Below are 17,992 nucleotides of genomic sequence, written 5' to 3'. Positions count from 1 at the left end.
CGACGGCATGCGACTGAGTACCGTGATCCTCCCCATCCACCGGTGGGCCGAAGGACAGAAGACCTGGCGGCGGGCCGAGGAACTCGGGTTCCATGCCGCGTACACCTATGACCACCTGTCGTGGCGGTCGTTCCGGGACGAGCCCTGGTTCGGGGCGGTGCCGACGCTGACGGCGGCGGCCACGGCGACCGAGCGGCTGCGGCTCGGGACGCTGGTGACCTCGCCGAACTTCCGGCATCCGGTGACGCTGGCGAAGGAGGTCGTGTCGTTGGACGATGTGTCGGGCGGACGGCTGACGCTGGGGGTCGGGGCCGGGGGGACGGGGTTCGACGCGACGGCGATGGGGCAGGAGGCGTGGTCGCCGAGGGAGCGGGCGGACCGGTTCGGGGAGTTCCTGCCGTTGCTGGACAAGCTGTTGCGGCAGGATGCGACGACCGAGGCGGGGGCGTACTACTCGGCGGTCGAGGCGCGGAACATCCCCGGGTGCGCGCAGACGCCGCGGGTGCCGTTCTATGTGGCGGCGACCGGGCCGCGCGGGCTGAAGCTGGCGGCGGAGTACGGGCAGGGCTGGGTGACGTACGGGGACCCGAAGGGGCCGGCGGACGTGCCGGTGGAGCAGGCGCCCGCAGTGATCGCCCAGCAGATCGGGAAGCTGACGGTGGCGTGCGAGGCGGCCGGGCGGGACGTGGGCGAGCTGGAGAAGGTGCTGCTCCAGGGCTCGACGGCGGAGAAACCGCTGGAGTCCCTGGGTGCCTTCGTCGACTGGGCGGGCACGTACCAGGAGTTGGGCATCACGGAGTTGGTGATCCACTGGCCGGTGCCGGACTCGATCTTCGCGAGTGACCTGGCCGTCTTCGAGCGGATCGCCACCGAGGGCCTGGCGCAGTTGGGCTGACGGGACGCGGTCGGTGTGTTCGGCGCGCTCGGCAGGGCCGTCGGGCCGGTCGGACGCGGCGGCTCCCGAACCGCGGCCCCGATCCGGTGCGGCGGCCCGTTGCGGTTAGATCACGACGTGTCCGTTTGATTGATCATTGGGCGGGAGTGTGGTGATTCATTTTGTTGGCAGAGGTGTGGACCGGCTCTCATAATTGCAGGTGAGACGCGTGACGGTCGGCCTGGAGAGCCACGGGGGGTGGCTCGCGAGGGGCCCGTGCGCGATATTCCACTTTCCCCGGGGGGAGTTCCTTGTCCGCGCCCGAAAACGTGCCGCCCGCCGCAGATCCGGTGAACGGTGCCGTGCCCGCGCCCGTGCCCGATCTCGCCAAGACCGCTGTCGAGCCCGCCACTGAGCCTGCGGCCGTCGAGCCCGCGCCTGCCGTCGAGCCCGCGCCTGCCGTCGAGCCCGCTACCGCCGAGCCCGTGCCTACCGCCGAGCCCGTGCCTGCCGCCGAACCCGTCGCCGCGCCCGCGCGCAGGCTGCCGCGCGCCGTCGGCGTGGCCCTCGCCACGGCCGGCCTGCTCGCCGTCACGGCGACCAGCGCGGCCGTCACCGTGGCCGTCGGGAAGCCGGAGTCCCGGCCGGCCGTCGTGGCCGGACCGACCGGCACGGCGGCCGCGGGCGTGTCACCGACCGCCTCGCCGAGCCCGAGTGCGTCCGCCACCGCGTCCGCCGTGCCGACCGAGGTACCGGCCGTCCCGCCCGCGCCCAAGCCGACGAGCACCGTCAAGGGCAGCGTCAACGGCGGCAAGCACGAGGGCGATCTGCGCTACTTCCTGCTCCCGATCCCGGACGGTGGTGAGTCGTACGGGCCGGTCGACGGTGCGACCCTGACCGACGACGAGGTCTCGGAGATGTTCGGCAACCAGGACGGCATCATGCGGATCCTGGGCTCGTACGGGTACAAGGACGCCGCCAGCCGGATGTACCGCACGGCCGACGGGAAGGCCGAAGTCACCGTCACCCTGCTGCACTTCGGTTCCACCCGGGAGGCGGGCGACTTCGCCAAGGGCTACACGATGAAGCAGGACTCGATCGACATCGACGGCGATCCCAACGCCCACGGCTATGTGCACAAGCCCAAGCAGCAGGCGTACACCGGCTCGATGACCGGCATCTCCAGCCAGGGCGACGTCCAGTACACGATCGACGTCGAAGTGAAGGGCACTCCGGACAAGGCACTGCTGAGCGAGCTGATGAAGCGCCAGCGCGAGTGGCTGTCCTCCGGCGGCTGAACCCCGCCGCCCGTCGTCGACGTCACCTTTCCTTCCTTTCTGGAGCCACTTCGTGACCACCGAATCCGTGGAGCCGTCGCCCGCCGACGCGCCTCCGGCGGCCGTTCCGCCTGTACCGCCCCCGGCCGCGCCCGGGGTGCCCGCCGTGCCGCCCGCCCCGCCTGTAGTGCCGGCCGTCCCGCCGCTGCCCGAGGTCGTCGCCCCTGAGGCCGTCGCCCCTGACGCGGCCCAGGACGCGGCCCCGGACGCCGCCCTGCCCGCCGACGCGGTCCCGCCGGTGCGCGCCCCGCGCCGTCCCCGGCCGGTGCTGCTGCTGGTGTCCGCCCTGCTGCTCGGCACGGTGGTCGGCGGTGCCGTCGGGTACGCGATCCAGGCGAACCGCCCGCCGACCCCGCTGCCGCCGATCCAGGTCGCGCTGCCCTCCTACCCGGCCGAGGCGGCGGACCCGGCGGCCGTCGCCGCGGAGGCGCCGAAGGCGCTGGCCATCGACGGCGACCTGCGGAAGCTGCTGATGACGGCTCCGGACGGCAGCACGGCCTGGGCCGACTACCCGGACCGGCCCAGCTGGATCACCGTCGGCGAACTGGCCGGCCACAGCGGCAGTTCGGCCTCGCTCTTCAAGGCGCTGAACTCCAAGGACTTCCGGCGGGCCGTCGAGGTCGACTGGAAGAAGGACGACCTGAAGGTCCGGGTCACCCTGATCCAGTACGCGGCGGACCGCGCCGCCGAGGCGAAGTCCCGTGCGGCCGGTTACCACCTCACGCCGTTCGCGGAGGGCGCCAACGGCGGCTACCAGGTCGACACCCAGGCCGAGTACTGGGCCGAGACCACCGAGCAGTTCTACTACGGGTCCGCGCTCGCGCAGCGCGGAACCGTGGTGATGGACGTCGAGGTCTTCGGCACGAAGCCGGTGAACCCCGATGTCGTGAAGGACATCGCCAAGCAGCAGTGGGAGCGGCTGGTATGAGCGACAGCACCGTGACCGGGGCCGCGGCCCCCGTGCCGACCGTCGAGCCGACCGCCGCCGTCGAGCCGGCACCGCCCGTCGTGGACGCGCCCGCCGCCGAGGCCGTCACTCCCGAGGCCGTCACTCCCGAGGCCGCCGCCCCCGAGACGGCCGTCCCCTCCCCGGCCCGCCGACGGCTGCTCCGCGCCACCGGCGCGACGGTGGCGGCCGCCCTGGTCGGTGTGGGCATCGGCATCGGCATCATCAAGACCCAGTACGACGACCCGGCTCCCGTCGTCGTCGCCGGGCCGACCACCGCCCCCGCCCCGACCGCCACGCCCACCCCCTTCGGCGCCAAGTCCAACGGCAACCACTTCGGTTCGCTGCGCGACCTGCTGCTGCCCGTCCCGGCCGGCTACGAACTCGGCCCGGACGAGGGCGGCTACGGCAACGACGTCGAGCTGGGCGCGGACGTGCTCTCCGCCGAGCTGGACGACGACCTCCAGCAGATCCCCAAGGAGAAGCGCGACAAGCTGCGCGCGTACTGGGAGAGCCTGCACGTCAAGGCCACCGGCGTGCGCACCTACAAGAACACGGCGGACGACCTCGTCATCGGGATGAAGCTGCGCCAGTTCAACCAGCAGGAGGTGCAGAAGCTGAACGAGTACACCGCCGTCTTCACGGGCGACACCGGTCTCTTCCGCATCGGCCCGCAGATCCCCGGCCACCCCGAGGCGCACTGCTACCTGATGCCCGCTCCGCCGTCCGCGCCGATCGACAACCTGGAGTGCTCGGCCGCCGAGGGCGACCTCCTGGTGGTCATGAGCGCCGAGGGCGTGGCACCGCTGCCCAAGGACAGGATCGTCGCCCTCTTCGTCCAGCAGCTCGACCGCCTCGCCAGCCCGGGAGCGTCCGCATGACCGACAGCGCCACCCCCCACGACAACGCGGCCACTCCCGCCGACGCGCCCCCGGTCGCGCCGGTCGCACCGCCCGCCCCGGTCGCGCCCCCGGCTGCCGAGGTGAACGTCTGGAGCGCCCCGGAGGCGCCACTCCTGCCGCCTCCGCCGGCGGAGACGCCCGAGGAGCGCGCGGCCCGTCGTACCCGCCGGCGCAAGGCGGCGCTGCGCTGGAGCGCGGCCGTCCTGGTGCTGGCCCTCGCCGGTACCGGCGCCGCGGCGGCCGTCACCGCGCCGGACCGCACCGACCTCCCGGGGCTGGCGACCGAGAGCGACGGCCGGTACACCTTCCCGGCGCTGGCCCTGCCGCCGCTGCCGTCCGGCAAGGCCGCGCCCAGTGCCAAGGAGAGCAAGGGCCGGCACGCCGCCGACCTGCGCCATCTGCTCCTGCCCGTCCCCAAGGAGGCCGGTGGCTCCCTGGCGCCGGTGGTCTTCCCGACTCCGACCGCGAGCGCGACTCCGACCGCGAGCGCGGATGCGACCGCGAGCCCGTCGGCGAGTCCTTCCGGGACGGCGGCCCCGAGCGCGAGCCCGTCGGCCGGGGGCACCGCCACCACGGCGGCACCGTCCGCCGGTCCGGCCGTCGCCGACTGGGTCGCCTGCGACGCCGCCGCCGCGGACCAGCTGGACCCGGCCAGGACGCGGGCCCTGCTGCTGCAGGACGCCTGCCGGGCGGCCACCGTCCGGGAGTGGACCGCCTCCGACGGCACCCGCACCCAGATCCGGCTGCTCCGCTTCGGCTCCTCGCCCGAGGCCTGGGACGTCTTCGCCGACCTGCGTTCCAACGGCGAGTGGAAGGACCTGCCGGGTCTCAAGACCGGCTCCGCCCAGGGCTGGGACGACGTCTCCGGGGTGGACCGCACCATCCGGGAGAGTCCGGTGATCACCACCAAGTCCCGGACCAACGGCTACCTGGCCTACCTGAACGCCGGGGACGTGGTCGGCATCGTCGTGATGACCAACCCCACGGACGGCGTTCCCGAGGCCGCCTTCCGCCAGGTCGTCACCCTCCAGTCCGACCTGCTGGGCTGACGGACCGGCCGCCACCGTGCGACCGGGCCGGTCACTCCACCGTGACCGGCCCGGTCGGCAGCCCGACGGGGGCGGTGCAGCCGAGTGCCCGTTCGGCGGCCCGGCGCGCGAAGTCCACGGCCAGCCCGGCCGTGCGCTGTCGGCCCGGTCCGGCGGCCGTAACGCCGCCGGCCCCGGCCAGCCGTACGGTCGCCAGGTAGTACCAGGTCCGACCGGCGCCCGCGCCGCCCGATCCTGCCACCCCGCCCGACCCCGCCTCGCCGTCCGCGCCGCCCGACCCCGCCGTGCCGTCCGCCGGACCGGTGGCGCAGGTGAAACGGACCACCGCCCCGTCGGCACCCGCCCGGCCGGCGCCGAACGGGCGGAAGTCCGCGCGCGCCGACGCCGCCTCGTCCCTGTCGCGCTCCGCCTCGGTGGCGGCGCCGCGCGCCGTGACGGTGAGCGTCCGCCCGCCCGGGCCGGTCACCACACAGGCCAGTACGGTGGCGGACTTCGCGTCGCCCGGCCGGTACTGGGTCTCGACCCGGACGCGGTGGGTGGCGCCGAGCAGTCCGGTGAAGCCGGGGCCGTCGAGCGCGCCCCGGCACTCGCCGTGCGAGAGGTCGACGGCCGGCGGCCGGTCCTCGACGGCGTCGAGATGGCGGTGCCAGCCGAACAGGCCACCGCCCAGGACCAGCAGCAGCGCGGCCGGGACCGCCAGGACGGAACGACCGGGCCCGTTCATCCGCAGACGTCCTTCCGCTGCTGCGCCAGCGCGTCCCTGGCGACGGACTCGAGCTCGGCCCGACCGACGCGGGCCGCCGCACCGGCGGTGACCTCCAGCCGTACATGGCCGACCGGCTGGTCCTTGCCGGGGCAGTAGTCGGCGACCGCGGCCCCCCGGGCCCAGGAGGCGGAGAGGCTGCCCGCGCCGAAGCCGTGCGCGTCCGGCTGCCCCGCGGCGGTGGGGGAGAGCGCCGCCGAACCCTCGTGCCGGGCCGCTGTGACGGTCAGCGCGGTCCGCCCGTCGACCCGGATCACGCAGGACCTCGGGCCGGGGCCGCCGTAACCGTTCGCCTCCCGCTCCTCCACGTCCTGGGCGCCCGGGGGCAGCAGCCGCCCGAGCGGGGTGCCGTCGCCGGTGGACAGGCCGCAGAGCCGGGCGGCCCGTCCGGGCTCCTCCGCCGGCTGGTGGGCGCGCCAGTCCAGGTAGCCGACCGCCCCGGCGGCCGCGACCGCCAGCCCGAGCGCCACCGGCAGCGCCCGGCCGACCGGCAGCCGCCCGCGCCGCGGCCGCCCACCGGTGCTCACGCGGTCGGGCTCGCCGAACTCCCGTCGCCCGAAGGCGAACTCGTACCACCCGAGGACGAACCCTCGCCGCCCGCAGCCGAGTTCCCGCCGCCCGCCGGAGTGAGCACGGGCTCCCCGGTGGGCCAGTCGACGGGCGCGGTGCAGCCGAGCGGGCCGCGGGCGGCCCGCTGCGCGGTGTCGGCGGCGAGCCGGGCCCAGTGCTCCGGGGTCCACTTGGGGGAGCCGGCCGGATTGGCCTGCCCCGCCGAGGCGTTCGGGCCGACCTGCACGGTGAAGTACAGCCCCTTCTCGCTACCGGAGCGCCGGTAGGTGCCGTCGCAGCGGAAGGTGAGCTCGGCCCGCCAGCGGGTGACCTCGCTGCGGTCGCCGAAGCCCAGGGTGAAGACCGGCTCGCCGGGGAGCGGGGCGTTGGTCCTGGAGCCGCCGCCCGGGGTCTCGCTCCCGGCCAGCCGGACGAGCAGGCCCGGCCCCCGCTTGGCGTCGACCGCGCAGTCCAGCAGCTGGAGCCCGGCCTGGCGCTGCGCGTCGAGCTGCTTGTCCAGCTTGTACGCCGCCGAGGCGCCGTCGCTCAGTACGGCCTCGGCGTAGCTCTCGCGGACGACGCCCTCGCAGGCCGTCTTCGCCCCGGCGCTGCTGCCGCCCTCGCCGCCCTCGCCGGTACCGCCGTCGCTGCCGCACCCGGCCAGGGCCAGGGCCAGGGCGGCGGCCACGACCACCGCGGCGGCGGCCGGTCGGCGCTGTTCGCTCATCATCCGGAGACCTTCCCGTTGGAACTCTGGCTGCCCGAGGAGCCGTCGGTGTAGCCGTCGAGCACCCGGTCTCCGGCACTGTCGGCCAGTCGCCGGATGTCGTCGGCGCTGAGGGCCGTCCCGAACGCGGCGTCGGTGACGGCCTGTTTGGCGCCGAGCGCCGCGCTGCCGCGGCCGTCGGCGACGTAGTCGCGGCCCTGTTGCCGGGCCTCCCCGGTGGTGTCGCGCTCGTTGGCCTTGACCACGCTGTCGGTGATCTCCTCGACCAGGAAGTTCGCCACCTCGCCGGCGACCGGCACCTTCTCGGTGACCGCGCCGATCGTGCTGCTGAAGACCGTCTTGGCGTAGCCGGCGTTCTTCTCCAGCGCCTCGTTGTACTCCTTGTCGGAGGCGGCGTGTTCGCTGTGGACCTCGTTGATCCGGGCCTCGTTGAGGATGCCGCTGACCACGCCGCCGGCCCGCGAGGTGGAGTCGATGTCGGCCTCCAGCCGGGCGAAGTCGGTCTGCCCGCTGTCGATGTGGCCGCGGATGACGGCGGTGGAGTAGGCCTGGTTGGCGTTGACGACGGCGCCGTAGGCGTCCGGGTCGCGGCCGAGCGCGTCCAGCAGGCCGCGGACCGGCGCCTCCCTGAGGTTGGCGGGGGCACCGTTGACCGGCAGGTCGTCCTTGTGCGGGGAGAGCGCGCGCTGGGTGTCGCCGATGTAGTCGGCGGTCATGTGCCCGAGGCTGTCCCGCAGCGGGGCGAACTTGGCGTCCTCGCCCTTGAGATCGTCGAGGACACCGCCGTTGCCGTGGGTGCCGAAGGTCTGCACGACCCGGTTCATCACGTCGGCCTGGTCGGCGGTGTGCTTGGCCGGCGGGCCCGACGGATCGTCGTACGGGCGGCCGGTGGTGGCCGCCTCCAGGGCGTGGCCGAGGGCGTCGGGGCCGCTGTGCATGCCCTGCCGGCGCAGCTCGTTCTTCTGCGAGACGGTGTCCGGCGTGTACTCCTTGTCGTGCGTGAAGTACGTCAGGTAGTCCGCCGGGGTGGTCCTGCCGTTCGGGTTGACGGTGCCGTCGGTGTTGTACGCGGTCGGCCGGTCGTGGAAGAACCTGGTGGCCGCCTCGGGGCTGTGGCCCAGCGCCTCCAGGATCGCTGTGGTCGGCTCGAAGCCCGAACCGCCTTCCGGGCCCAGCAGGTTGTAGCCGCGCCGGTCGCTGCGCGGGCCGAAGACCGGGGCCGGCCAGTACTTCTCGTCGGTGTCCAGCTGGGTGATGTGCTCGGCGATCGGGTTGAGGAAGCGCGGGTCGTAGTCGCCGGTGCGCAGGATGCCGGAGAGCACCTGGTAGCCGTACGGCGCGTAGTCCATGCCGCTTTGGCGGTAGGGCTTGTCCCACATCGTCTCGGAGCCGGCCTTGCGCAGGTCGGCGGCCCACTGGTCGGACAGGTGCGGCTCGTTGGTGGTGCGGGTGGCGGTGGCCAGGTTGAGGCCGAGGTTCTTCTGCAGCTCCTGGTACTGCTTCCACCGGGCGTCGCTCGCGCCGTTGAACTGCTGTTCGTCGCCGACCATGCTGTTCCAGGCCTGTAGCGTCCCCTTGGGGCCGAGGTCCTGGTAGAACCTGGTCGAGAACTTCGGGTCGTTGGCGTTGGCGGCCAACAGGGAGTTGAGCTCGGTGAGTTCGGCATCCGAGATCTTTCCGCCCTTGGCGGCCAGCTGGGCGGCGCGGTCGCCGTCCCCCTCCGGGCCGCCGCCGATGGCCCTGGCGTTGAAGGACTTCACGTTGTCGGTGGCGGTGTCGGAGCCGAGCGCCCAGGCGGCGCGTTCGTCGGCGGCGGTGGCCTCCTGGACGGCCGCGTCGATCGCCTTCCGGGCGGCTTCGGCCTTGCCGCGGTACTCCGCCTGGTAGGCCTGGTTGGCGTCCGGGTCGTGCCGGGTCGCGTGGTCGGCCGGGGGCCAGCTGACGGTGCCGGTGTCGCTGACGGTCAGTCCGGCGGCCCTGGCGTCGGCCACCGCCTTGTCGAGTCTGGACCTGGCGGCCTGGAAGTCCTGGCCGGCGTCCTTGAGGATCGAGGCGATCGCGCCCGCCTCGGTCACGGCGGCGGTCAGCTGTTCGTTGACGCGCTGGAGTTTCGGCCTGGCCTGATCGGCCGAAGGGCCGGTCCAGTTCGCGGAGTCGACCTTGGCGATCACCGCGTTGTCCCAGTCCTGGTCCATCGACCGCAGCTTCTTGACGACGTCCTCCCAGGCGGAGGCGGCGGTGCCGAGGACGTCCAGCTTGGCGGTGCTCAACTCGTGGAAGTCGACCATCTCGTCCGGCCCCCTCAGGCGCTCAGGTCGTGCTTGACGGCCGATTCGTTGCGGCGGTAGTTGCCGGCGGTCTGGTGCAGCGCCTGGGTGAGCTCGCCGATGGTGCCGCCGAGTGCGGCGATCTGCTGGTCCCAGGTGGCGGCGGCGGCCTGGGCGGCCTTGCCGGTACGCCAGTTGGCGAGCGAGGTGGCGACGGTGGCGGTCTCGTCGTCGGCGGACCGGCCGTCGCCGTTCAGCCGCCCGTGGATCTGGTCGGAGGAGCCGGCGGCGGCCTCCAGCGCGTCCGGGTCGACGGTGACGGTGCTCCCGCCGCCGCCCGGGGCGCCGGCCGAGTTGATCCTGGTGTGCGCGGTCTCCTGCCGCTGGGCCTGTACCGTGAGATTGCCGTCGGCGTCGTAGGCCCAGGGGTTCATCATCCGGTCGAACTCGGTCGCACGATCCGACACTGTGCTCACATCTCCCTCTCACGCCGGGAGTTGATCCCGACGGCCCCCTGTTAGGAATCTGACAAGAGTACAAGCCGGGTTGGCCGATTCCGACCCCTAGGGGATCAGCGCGGGAGTGTCATACCGAAGCATCATGCCGGGTTCGTCATTCCAGCTCATGGCGGGCACGGCGTGCGCACACTACGTTGAGCCCTGTGTCCACTGTCATCAAGACGGACGGCCTCACCAAGAGGTTCCCCCGGGTCACCGCCCTCGACCAGCTCACCGTAGAGGTGCAGCCCGGGGTGGTCGGTCTGGTGGGGGCCAATGGTGCGGGCAAGTCCACACTCATCAAGATCCTGCTCGGGCTCGCCCCGGCGACGTCCGGGAGCGGCCAGGTCCTCGGTCTGGACATCGCCACCCAGGGCTCGGAGATCCGCGAGCAGGTCGGCTACATGCCGGAGCACGACTGCCTGCCGCCGGACGTCTCGGCCACGGAGTTCGTGGTCCACATGGCGCGGATGGCCGGGCTGCCGGCCGCCGCCGCGCGCGAGCGGACGGCGGACACGCTGCGGCACGTCGGGCTGTACGAGGAGCGGTACCGCCCGATGGGCGGGTACTCGACCGGCATGAAGCAGCGGGTCAAGCTGGCCCAGGCGCTGGTGCACGACCCGAAGCTGGTGCTGCTGGACGAACCGACCAACGGGCTCGACCCGGTCGGCCGGGACGACATGCTGGCGCTGATCCGCCGGATCCACTCCGACTTCGGCATCTCGGTGCTGGTCACCACCCACCTGCTGGGCGAGCTGGAGCGGACCTGCGACCACCTGGTGGTCATCGACGGCGGCAAGCTGCTGCGCTCCTCCTCCACCGCCTCGTTCACCGAGGCGACGGCGGTCCTCGCGGTCGAGGTGACGGACCATCCGGACGACCTCGCCCTGGACGCGGGCGCGGCCGTGTACGAGCGGCTGGCCGCCGCCGGGCTGTCGGTACAGCCGGACGGCACCCGTGTCCTGCTGGTCCGGCTCGCGGGCGACGACACCTACGACACCATCCGCGACGCCGTCGCGGACCTCGGCCTCGGGCTGGTCCGGCTGGAACAGCGCCGCCACCGGGTCTCCGAGCTCTTCACCGAGCAGGCCGGTACCGGGCAGGCCGGCACCGACGACGCCGGCACCGTGCCGGCCGGCACCGCACCCAGGGGAGGTACCGCAGATGTCGCTGCCTCCTGAGACCAGGCCGGCCGACACCGGCGTCATCCACGACATCGGCTACCGCGGCTACACCGGCCCCCGGCTCGGCCGGGCCTACGCCACCCGCTCGCTGTTCACCCAGAGCCTGCGCGCCGCGTACGGCCTCGGGCGCTCCGGCAAGTCCAAGGTGCTGCCGATGCTGGTGCTCGGCGTGGTCACCACCCCCGCCGTGGTCATGGTCGCGCTCACCCTCGCCATGAGCCGCACCGATCTTCCGGTCGACTACCCGCAGTACCTCGGCTCGTTGGGGCTGGTCGTCTCGATCTTCCTGGCCTCGCAGGCCCCCGTCCTGCTCTCCCGGGACCTCCGCCATCACACCGTCCCGCTGTACTTCTCCCGCCCGATCACCCGCGGCGACTACGTCCGGGCCAAGTTCGCCGCGATGGTCTGCGCCCAGCTGCTGCTGATGACGGCTCCGCTGCTGGTCCTCTACATCGGCGCGCTGCTCGGTGGGCTGGACTTCGGACACCACACCGCGCACTTCCTCTACGGCCTGGTCACGGCCGTGCTCTACGCACTGGTCCCCACCTCGGTCGCGCTGGTGATCGCCGCCACCACCCCGCGCCGGGGCTTCGGGGTGGCCGCCATCATGGGCTACCTGGCGATCAGCACCACCGTGGTGGCCATCATCGTCGGGATCTCCAGCGTCGGCTCCGTCGGGATCCCGGACTCCGCGCAGTGGATCGCGCTGCTCTCGCCGAACGGGCTCGTGGAGAGCCTCACCAACCAGCTGTTCGACATCGGCGGCGACTTCGACCGGATGCACGCGCCCGGTGCGCTCGGTGTGGTCGCCTTCGCCGCCACCGCCGGCGCGATGGTGGCCGGCTCGTACGGGCTGCTGCTGCGCCGCTACCGGGACATCTGAGAGGGCACCATGGCCACCATCACCATCGACAAGGTCTCCCGCTGGTTCGGCAACGTGGTCGCCGTCAACGACATCAGCATGACGATCGGCCCCGGCATCACCGGTCTGCTCGGGCCCAACGGCGCGGGCAAGTCCACCCTCATCCACATGATGAGCGGCTTCCTCGCCCCCTCCACCGGGGCGGTCACCCTGGACGGCGCCCCGATCTGGCGCAACCAGGAGGTCTACCGGCAGATCGGGCTCGTCCCCGAGCGCGAGTCGATGTACGACTACTTGACCGGCTGGGAGTTCGTTCTCGCGAACGCCGAACTCCACGGCCTCGCCGACCCGGCCGCCGCCGCCAAGCGGGCGCTGGGCCTGGTCGAGATGGAGTATGCCCAGGACCGGAAGACCGGGACGTACTCCAAGGGCATGAAGCAGCGCGTCAAGATGGCCTCCGCGCTGGTCCACGACCCGTCCGTGCTGCTGCTCGACGAGCCCTTCAACGGGATGGACCCGCGCCAGCGGCTCCAGCTGATGGAGCTGCTGCGGCGCTTCGGCGCGGACGGCCGGACGGTGCTGTTCTCCTCGCACATCCTGGAGGAGGTCGAGCAGCTGGCCCGGCACATCGAGGTCGTGGTCGCCGGGCGGCATGCCGCCTCCGGGGACTTCCGGAAGATCCGCCGGCTGATGACCGACCGCCCGCACCGCTACCTGGTCCACTCCAGCGACGATCGCCGGCTGGCGGCCGCGCTGATCGCCGACCCGTCCACGGCCGGCATCGAGCTGGACTGGCAGCCGGGGGCGGGCGCGCGGCGCCCCGGTGGAAGGGCGGCGGGCGACGGGAGCGGACTGCGGATCCAGGCGGTCAACTTCCAGGGCTTCACCACCCTGCTGCCGAAGGTCGCGCAGCAGGCGGGCATCCGGCTGTACACCGTCGCACCGGCGGACGAGTCGCTGGAGAGCGTCTTCTCCTACCTCGTCTCCGCCTGACCGCCCGACCGCCCGTACACCTGATCGCCTGATCGCCTGAACCGGACCCAGGAAGGCCGACCAACCATGAACCCGACCGTCGCCAGGCTGACGCTGCGTGGCCTGCTGGGCCGCCGCCGCGGCATCCTGCTGCTGGTGGTCCCCGCCCTGCTGCTGCTCGTCTCGGCGATCGCCAGCGGCTCCAGCGGGGACGAGCACACTCTGACCGTCAGGATCCTCGGCCAGCTGGGCCTCGGCACCCTGGTGCCGATCCTCGGCCTGGTGGTGGGCACCGGCGCCATCGCCACCGAGATCGACGACGGCTCGATCGTCTACCTGCTCGCCAAGCCGCTGCCCCGCTGGAAGATCATCACCACCAAGCTGGTGGTGGCGATCGGCACCACCTGGGTCTTCGCGGGCATCCCCACCCTGCTGGCCGGCCTGCTGATGTACGGCACCAAGGAGAACCTGGCGCTCGGCTACACCGTGGCCACCCTGGTGGCCGGTGCCGTGTACAGCGCGCTCTTCCTGCTGCTCGGCGTGGTCACCCGGCACGCGGTGGTGGCGGGTCTGGCGTACGCGCTGATCTGGGAGTCGCTGATCGGCAACTTCGTGACGGGCGCCCGGACGCTGAGCGTCCAGCAGTGGGGCCTGTCGGTGGCGAAGGCGGTGGCCGCGGACGGCGCGATCACCGCGGACGTCGCGCTCGGCGTGGCCGTCCCGCTGCTGCTGGTGTTCACCGTGGTGGCGACGGCGCTGGCCTCGGTGAAGCTCGCCGGGCTGACCCTGGCCGCCGAGGAGTGACCGGCCAGGGGGCCGCGGCCGGCGGCCTCCCTGGCGGGTGCCCCTGAGTACCTGGGCTGAGTACCTGGGCTGAGTACCTGGGCGCCTCAGAGCGTCCGGTTGCGGCCGGCGCCCCAGCCGGCCACGGCCGCGACGGCGGCCAGCGCCAGCATCAGCGCCAGCGGGGTGTTCCAGTCCCCGGTCAACTGGTGCAGCGCCCCGGCGCCGACCGGGCCGGCCGCCGCCACCAGATAGCCGACCGCCTGCGACATCCCGCCCAGCTGGGCGGCGCCGGCCGCGCTGTCGGTCCGCAGCACGATGAAGGCGAGCCCGAGGCCCAGCGAACCGCCCTGGGCGACGCCCAGGATGGTGGCCGACACCCAGGCGCAGGGCACCGGAGAGATCAGCAGGACGGCGATCCCGAGCCCGTTGAGCGCGGCCATCACCACGGCCAGCGCCCGCTGGCTGGTCATCCGGCCGGCCATCAGCGGCACCAGGAAGGCGCCGGCGACCTGCACCAGGTTGGAGAAGGCGAAGACCAGGCCGGCCTCGCCGCGGTCCATCCCGTGGTCGGCCAGGATGGTCGGCATCCACGCCACCAGGGTGTAGACCAGCAGCGACGAGATGCCCATGAAGAGGCTGATCTGCCAGGCCAGCGGCGAGCGCCAGATCCCCTGGATCGGCCGCCCGGCCGGAGCCCCCACCGCCACCTCCGCCTTCTCCTGCCGCGAGCGCAGCACCTGCGGCAGCCAGGCCACCGCCGCGACCAGCGCGAGCAGCGACCAGGCGCCCAGTGAGGCCTGCCAGCCGCCGCCGAGCGCGTGCTCCAGCGGGACGGACATGCCGGCCGCGAGGGTCGCGCCGACCAGCATGGTGGTCGAGTAGACACCCGTCATGGCCGCGGCCCGGCCCGGGAACTCGCGCTTCACCAGACCCGGCATCGAGACGTTCAGGACGGCGATCGCCACGCCGATCACCACGCAGCCCGCGTACAGCGCGGCCACCGACGGCAGCACCCTCAGCAGCACGCCCGCGCCGAGCACCAGCACCGCGCCCAGAACCACCCGCTCGGTGCCGAACCGCCGGGTCAGCCGGGGGGTGAGCGGCGCGCCGACGCCCTGGAACAGCACCGGGACGGTGGTGATCAGACCGCTCGCGGTGGCGGAGAGGCCGAAGGTGTGCTGGATCTCGCCGACCATCGGCGAGACCGCCGCCAGGCAGGCGCGCATGTTGAGCGCGACCAGGAGGATGCCGGTCAGCAGCAGCGCGGGGTGGGCCAGCCGGGAGCGGACGGGAAGCGGATAGGTGACCACCGGCTGCTGGGCACGGGTGACTGCCATGGGTGCTGCTCTTTCGTGAAACGTGAGATCAGGGGCGCGGATCGGGGAAGGAGGGCTCGCGCCGTCTCACTTCCGGGCCGCGATGGCCGCGAGGAGCTGCTCGACGGCCGCGGTCGGCTCGGCGAGCAGCGCGCGACAGGCCGCCTCGGCGCGGTCCGGGTCGCCGCTCTCGATCGCGTCCACCAGCGCCTCGTGGGTGGCCACGACCACCTCGGGCATCTCGTGGTCGCCGAAGGCCGTCCGCATCGACTCGCGCACCGAGGCGCCGAAGTAGCGGTACACCTCGGTCAGCGCCGGGTTGTGCGCGGCCTCGACGACGGCGGTGTGGAACTCCAGGTCGTGCTCGACGGTCGCCTCGCGACCGGTCCGCTCGGGCTGCGTCGCGATCACCTCGGCCTCGTGGGCCAGCGCGGTCCGCATCCGGACGATGTCCTCGGGGGTGTGCCGCAGCGCCGCCAGCCGGGCGCCCTCGGCCTCCAGCGCCGCGCGGACCTCCAGCACGTCCCGGATGCCGGAGCGCTGCACGCCCCGCAGGACGGAGGCCGGGTCGCTGGTGCTGCGGACGAACGTTCCCTCGCCCTGCCGGGAGACCAGCATGCCGGCGTGCACCAGCACCCGGATCGCCTCCCGCACGGTGTTCCGCCCGACCTGCAGCCGCTCGGCCAGCTCGTGCTCGGTCGGGATCCGTGCCCCTACCGGCCAGACGCCGGCGGCCAGCTGCTCGCGCAGCTGGTCGATGGCGGTGTCCACCAGGGAGCGCCGCCCGGCCGCCTGCAGGCTGTCGTTGCCGCTGGTCACGGGGGCTCCTCTCGGGCGGGGACGGCTGGTCATCGGTCATCCTACAACCGCTTGCCCGGTCATCCTACAACTGGAGATGAACGCCCCCGGAACCCTCCGGGACGGGTCGGCTGGGACGACGGGTCGGTCGGGTCGGCTGGGACGACGGGCCGGTCGGGTCGGCCGGGGCGACGGCGGGGCGGGAGGCGGGAAGGCCCGCCTCCCCGGCGGTCAGCCGTAGGAGACGTTGTCGCAGATGTCGTCGTCGGCGGAGCGGGCGTCGTTGACGACCTCGGTGGGCAGCGGGGCCGGGGTGCCGGGCGTGCCGGCGGCGGTGCCGCCGCTGGCGGCGGCGTAGTCCTTGCCGACGATCAGGCTGATCCCGGTGGCCGAGGTCGGCGTCAGGGTGGCGCCCGGGAACATCGCCTGGATCTTCTCCGCGTTGGCCTTCTGGCCGGAGCCGTACTCGATCGTGGTGGTGGCGCGGTTGGTGTTCTTGGCGTCGGTGACGCCGGTGACGGTGACCTTGGCGGCCTTGAGCGTGTCGGCGGCCTTGCCGGCCAGCCCGGTGGCGGTGGTGCCGTTGTAGACCGCGACCTTGATCGGCGCGCCGTTCGCGGCGACCGGCGGGGGCGCGGCCGGGGTGGTCTCGGGTGCGGCGGCCGGGGTCTCCGGCGCGTCCTCCTGCTTGCCGGTGGCGTCCTGGCCGTCGATGGTCCGGTCGGCCTGGAGGGTCTTCCAGAGGTTGTCGACCGCCGGGTGGACCAGGTCGATCCGTGGACCGTTGTAACGCCAGGGCGTGGTGAGGAACTTGACGTCGTGCAGGTCGATGTCCTTCATCGACAGCGCGAAGTCCATCAGCTTCTTGGCCGAGTCCAGACCGGGGTCGACGGTCATCGACTTGGTCGCCGCGTCGGCCAGCGGCAGCAGGGTGGTCGGGCTCAGCCCCTGACTCTTGACCTTGGCCATCAGCGAGCCGAGGAAGGCCTGTTGACGCTTCATCCGGCCGACGTCGGATTCGTCGCCGACGCCGTGCCGGAGCCGGACGTAGTCCAGCGCCTTCTGACCGGAGACCTTCTGCTTGCCCTTGGGCAGGATGACCTTGCCCTTCCTGCCCAGTTTGGGGTTGATGTGCCCCTCGTAGATGTCGTTGGGCAGGCAGACGTCCACCCCGCCGACGGCCTCGGTCATCGCCGCGAAGCCCTCGAAGTTCACCTCTATGGTGTGGTCGACCCGGATGCCGGTCAGCTTCTCCACGGTGTTCTGGGTGCAGGCCGGGTTGCCGGTCTCCGCGTTGCCCACGGAGAAGGCCGAGTTGAACATCTGCCCGGGCGCTTCCTTGCTCCACTTGCCGTTCGGCAGCTTGCACGAGGGGATGGTGACCAGGGCGTCGCGCGGGATGGAGATGCCCACCGCGTGCTTGTGGTCGGCGTAGACGTGCAGCAGGATCGTGGTGTCCGAGCGGGCGCCGCCCTCGTTGCCGCCGCCGAGGTCGCTGTTCTTGCCGGCCCGCGAGTCCGAGCCGATCAGCAGGATGTTGACCGGCTTGTTGCCGTTGGCGTCGGCCTGGGCCTCCGGCGGGCGGTCGGTCGAGATGGCGTCCGCGTCGAAGGACTTGATGTTGCCGTTCAGCTTGTAGTAGATGGCGCCGCCGGTGCCGGCCAGCACCACCAGGACGCCCGCCACCGACCAGGCGGCGATCTTCTTCACCTTGCGCTTGGGCTTGCGGCTGTTGCGCGCGGCCGCGCGGCCGCCGCCCTCGGCGGCGCCGCCCGCCTTGGTGCCGTCCGTCTTGCCGCGTCCGCCCTTGCCCTGGGCGGCCCGTCGGGCCTCGGCGCGGCCGCCGGGCCTCGGCGCGGGGACACGGCCGGAGCCGTCGGACGCCCGTTCGGTGTGCACGTCGCCGCGTGAGGCGCCGGTGCCCGGGGTGTCTCCACCGCGCGAGCTGCCACCGCCGCGTCGCCGCCCGTCCGCGCCCGACGTGCTCTCGTCCCACTGGCCTGACATGCGCGTACCTCTCAGCGGCGGAAGCAGCAATGCTGTGCGTGTCCGGCGGGCACGGCCCGGGCCGGCCGGGAGCACCGCACAGGGGCACCGCACCGGGAGACGCGGGGCTTCAGCGGAGCATACAAACACTTCCGGACGGGTCGGCAGCCGGGTGGT

Annotated in this window: 17 protein-coding genes; 9 read left to right on the top strand and 8 right to left on the bottom strand. The window is 73.0% G+C overall.

What is annotated here, in order from left to right:
• The first annotated feature begins 7 nt into the window (after positions 1–7).
• The 5 genes from ACIO5D_RS22455 (at position 8) to ACIO5D_RS22435 (ending at position 5,108) form a co-directional block, all read left to right on the top strand.
• Positions 8–895, top strand: coding sequence for an LLM class flavin-dependent oxidoreductase (locus ACIO5D_RS22455; RefSeq protein ID WP_400797242.1), 888 nt, complete (start codon positions 8–10; stop codon positions 893–895).
• Between the two features lie 290 nt (positions 896–1,185).
• Positions 1,186–2,172, top strand: coding sequence for a hypothetical protein (locus ACIO5D_RS22450; protein WP_400797239.1), 987 nt, complete (start codon positions 1,186–1,188; stop codon positions 2,170–2,172).
• Between the two features lie 52 nt (positions 2,173–2,224).
• Positions 2,225–3,139 carry a hypothetical protein gene (locus ACIO5D_RS22445; protein ID WP_400797236.1) on the top strand — a complete coding sequence of 305 codons (915 nt, stop codon included), beginning with the start codon at positions 2,225–2,227 and terminating at the stop codon, positions 3,137–3,139.
• Positions 3,136–4,038, top strand: coding sequence for a hypothetical protein (locus tag ACIO5D_RS22440; RefSeq protein WP_400654237.1), 903 nt, complete (start codon positions 3,136–3,138; stop codon positions 4,036–4,038). The genes ACIO5D_RS22445 and ACIO5D_RS22440 overlap by 4 nt, the downstream gene beginning before the upstream one ends.
• Positions 4,035–5,108, top strand: a complete 1,074-nt coding sequence (locus tag ACIO5D_RS22435) for a hypothetical protein (RefSeq protein WP_400797233.1) — start codon at positions 4,035–4,037, stop codon at positions 5,106–5,108. The genes ACIO5D_RS22440 and ACIO5D_RS22435 overlap by 4 nt, the downstream gene beginning before the upstream one ends.
• A gap of 31 nt (positions 5,109–5,139) precedes the next feature.
• On the opposite strand, the gene ACIO5D_RS22430 is transcribed toward ACIO5D_RS22435, so the two are convergent.
• Genes ACIO5D_RS22430 through ACIO5D_RS22410 form a run of 5 tightly spaced genes read right to left on the bottom strand, consistent with a single transcriptional unit; the run spans position 5,140 to position 9,881 of the window.
• Positions 5,140–5,832: a hypothetical protein gene (locus ACIO5D_RS22430; protein WP_400797231.1), complete on the bottom strand. Its 693-nt coding sequence runs from the start codon at positions 5,830–5,832 to the stop codon at positions 5,140–5,142.
• Complete coding sequence (locus ACIO5D_RS22425) at positions 5,829–6,398, bottom strand: hypothetical protein (protein WP_400797228.1); 570 nt, start codon at positions 6,396–6,398, stop codon at positions 5,829–5,831. The genes ACIO5D_RS22430 and ACIO5D_RS22425 overlap by 4 nt, the downstream gene beginning before the upstream one ends.
• On the bottom strand, positions 6,395–7,150 hold the full coding sequence (locus ACIO5D_RS22420; RefSeq protein WP_400797225.1) for a hypothetical protein: 756 nt from the start codon (positions 7,148–7,150) through the stop codon (positions 6,395–6,397). The genes ACIO5D_RS22425 and ACIO5D_RS22420 overlap by 4 nt, the downstream gene beginning before the upstream one ends.
• The gene (locus tag ACIO5D_RS22415; protein ID WP_400757979.1) at positions 7,147–9,435 is read right to left on the bottom strand and encodes a hypothetical protein; all 2,289 of its coding nucleotides are present in this window, start codon (positions 9,433–9,435) and stop codon (positions 7,147–7,149) included. The genes ACIO5D_RS22420 and ACIO5D_RS22415 overlap by 4 nt, the downstream gene beginning before the upstream one ends.
• Before the next feature lie 14 nt (positions 9,436–9,449).
• On the bottom strand, positions 9,450–9,881 hold the full coding sequence (locus ACIO5D_RS22410; RefSeq protein ID WP_363605256.1) for a type VII secretion target: 432 nt from the start codon (positions 9,879–9,881) through the stop codon (positions 9,450–9,452).
• 194 nt (positions 9,882–10,075) lie between these two features.
• Here ACIO5D_RS22410 and ACIO5D_RS22405 point away from each other — a divergent pair, with 194 nt between their 5' ends.
• The 4 genes from ACIO5D_RS22405 to ACIO5D_RS22390 all read left to right on the top strand — a co-directional run bounded on the left by ACIO5D_RS22405 (position 10,076) and on the right by ACIO5D_RS22390 (position 13,733).
• Positions 10,076–11,092, top strand: coding sequence for an ABC transporter ATP-binding protein (locus ACIO5D_RS22405; RefSeq protein WP_363605257.1), 1,017 nt, complete (start codon positions 10,076–10,078; stop codon positions 11,090–11,092).
• Positions 11,076–11,978, top strand: a complete 903-nt coding sequence (locus ACIO5D_RS22400) for an ABC transporter permease (RefSeq protein WP_363605259.1) — start codon at positions 11,076–11,078, stop codon at positions 11,976–11,978. Before ACIO5D_RS22405 ends, ACIO5D_RS22400 begins: the two co-directional genes overlap by 17 nt.
• Positions 11,979–11,987: 9 nt before the next feature.
• Positions 11,988–12,950 (top strand): ABC transporter ATP-binding protein, encoded by a 963-nt coding sequence (locus tag ACIO5D_RS22395; RefSeq protein WP_363605261.1) that lies wholly within the window; start codon positions 11,988–11,990, stop codon positions 12,948–12,950.
• 66 nt (positions 12,951–13,016) lie between these two features.
• Positions 13,017–13,733, top strand: a complete 717-nt coding sequence (locus ACIO5D_RS22390) for an ABC transporter permease (RefSeq protein ID WP_363605262.1) — start codon at positions 13,017–13,019, stop codon at positions 13,731–13,733.
• An 86-nt stretch (positions 13,734–13,819) separates the two neighbouring features.
• Here the strand turns inward: ACIO5D_RS22390 and ACIO5D_RS22385 are convergent, their stop codons facing one another.
• The 3 genes from ACIO5D_RS22385 to ACIO5D_RS22375 form a co-directional block, all read right to left on the bottom strand.
• Positions 13,820–15,052: a CynX/NimT family MFS transporter gene (locus tag ACIO5D_RS22385; RefSeq protein ID WP_400797223.1), complete on the bottom strand. Its 1,233-nt coding sequence runs from the start codon at positions 15,050–15,052 to the stop codon at positions 13,820–13,822.
• Positions 15,053–15,118: 66 nt separating this feature from the next.
• On the bottom strand, positions 15,119–15,850 hold the full coding sequence (locus ACIO5D_RS22380) for a FadR/GntR family transcriptional regulator (protein ID WP_363605266.1): 732 nt from the start codon (positions 15,848–15,850) through the stop codon (positions 15,119–15,121).
• Between the two features lie 210 nt (positions 15,851–16,060).
• Positions 16,061–17,836: an LCP family protein gene (locus tag ACIO5D_RS22375; protein ID WP_363605267.1), complete on the bottom strand. Its 1,776-nt coding sequence runs from the start codon at positions 17,834–17,836 to the stop codon at positions 16,061–16,063.
• Positions 17,837–17,992: the final 156 nt, after the last annotated feature.

The organism is Kitasatospora sp. NPDC087315 (assembly GCF_044744345.1).
In the GTDB taxonomy this organism is placed as follows: Bacteria; Actinomycetota; Actinomycetes; order Streptomycetales; family Streptomycetaceae; genus Kitasatospora.
Note: the sequence above shows the minus strand (reverse complement) of the source record. Positions and strands in the feature narration are given on the sequence as shown.

Coding starts and splice junctions, on each gene's coding strand:
- ACIO5D_RS22455 (WP_400797242.1), top strand. CDS start 8: ATGCGACTGAGTACCGTGATCCTCCCCATCCACCGGTGGGCCGAAGGA.
- ACIO5D_RS22440 (WP_400654237.1), top strand. CDS start 3,136: ATGAGCGACAGCACCGTGACCGGGGCCGCGGCCCCCGTGCCGACCGTC.
- ACIO5D_RS22435 (WP_400797233.1), top strand. CDS start 4,035: ATGACCGACAGCGCCACCCCCCACGACAACGCGGCCACTCCCGCCGAC.
- ACIO5D_RS22430 (WP_400797231.1), bottom strand. CDS start 5,832: ATGAACGGGCCCGGTCGTTCCGTCCTGGCGGTCCCGGCCGCGCTGCTG.
- ACIO5D_RS22420 (WP_400797225.1), bottom strand. CDS start 7,150: ATGATGAGCGAACAGCGCCGACCGGCCGCCGCCGCGGTGGTCGTGGCC.
- ACIO5D_RS22415 (WP_400757979.1), bottom strand. CDS start 9,435: ATGGTCGACTTCCACGAGTTGAGCACCGCCAAGCTGGACGTCCTCGGC.
- ACIO5D_RS22400 (WP_363605259.1), top strand. CDS start 11,076: ATGTCGCTGCCTCCTGAGACCAGGCCGGCCGACACCGGCGTCATCCAC.
- ACIO5D_RS22395 (WP_363605261.1), top strand. CDS start 11,988: ATGGCCACCATCACCATCGACAAGGTCTCCCGCTGGTTCGGCAACGTG.
- ACIO5D_RS22390 (WP_363605262.1), top strand. CDS start 13,017: ATGAACCCGACCGTCGCCAGGCTGACGCTGCGTGGCCTGCTGGGCCGC.
- ACIO5D_RS22385 (WP_400797223.1), bottom strand. CDS start 15,052: ATGGCAGTCACCCGTGCCCAGCAGCCGGTGGTCACCTATCCGCTTCCC.
- ACIO5D_RS22375 (WP_363605267.1), bottom strand. CDS start 17,836: ATGTCAGGCCAGTGGGACGAGAGCACGTCGGGCGCGGACGGGCGGCGA.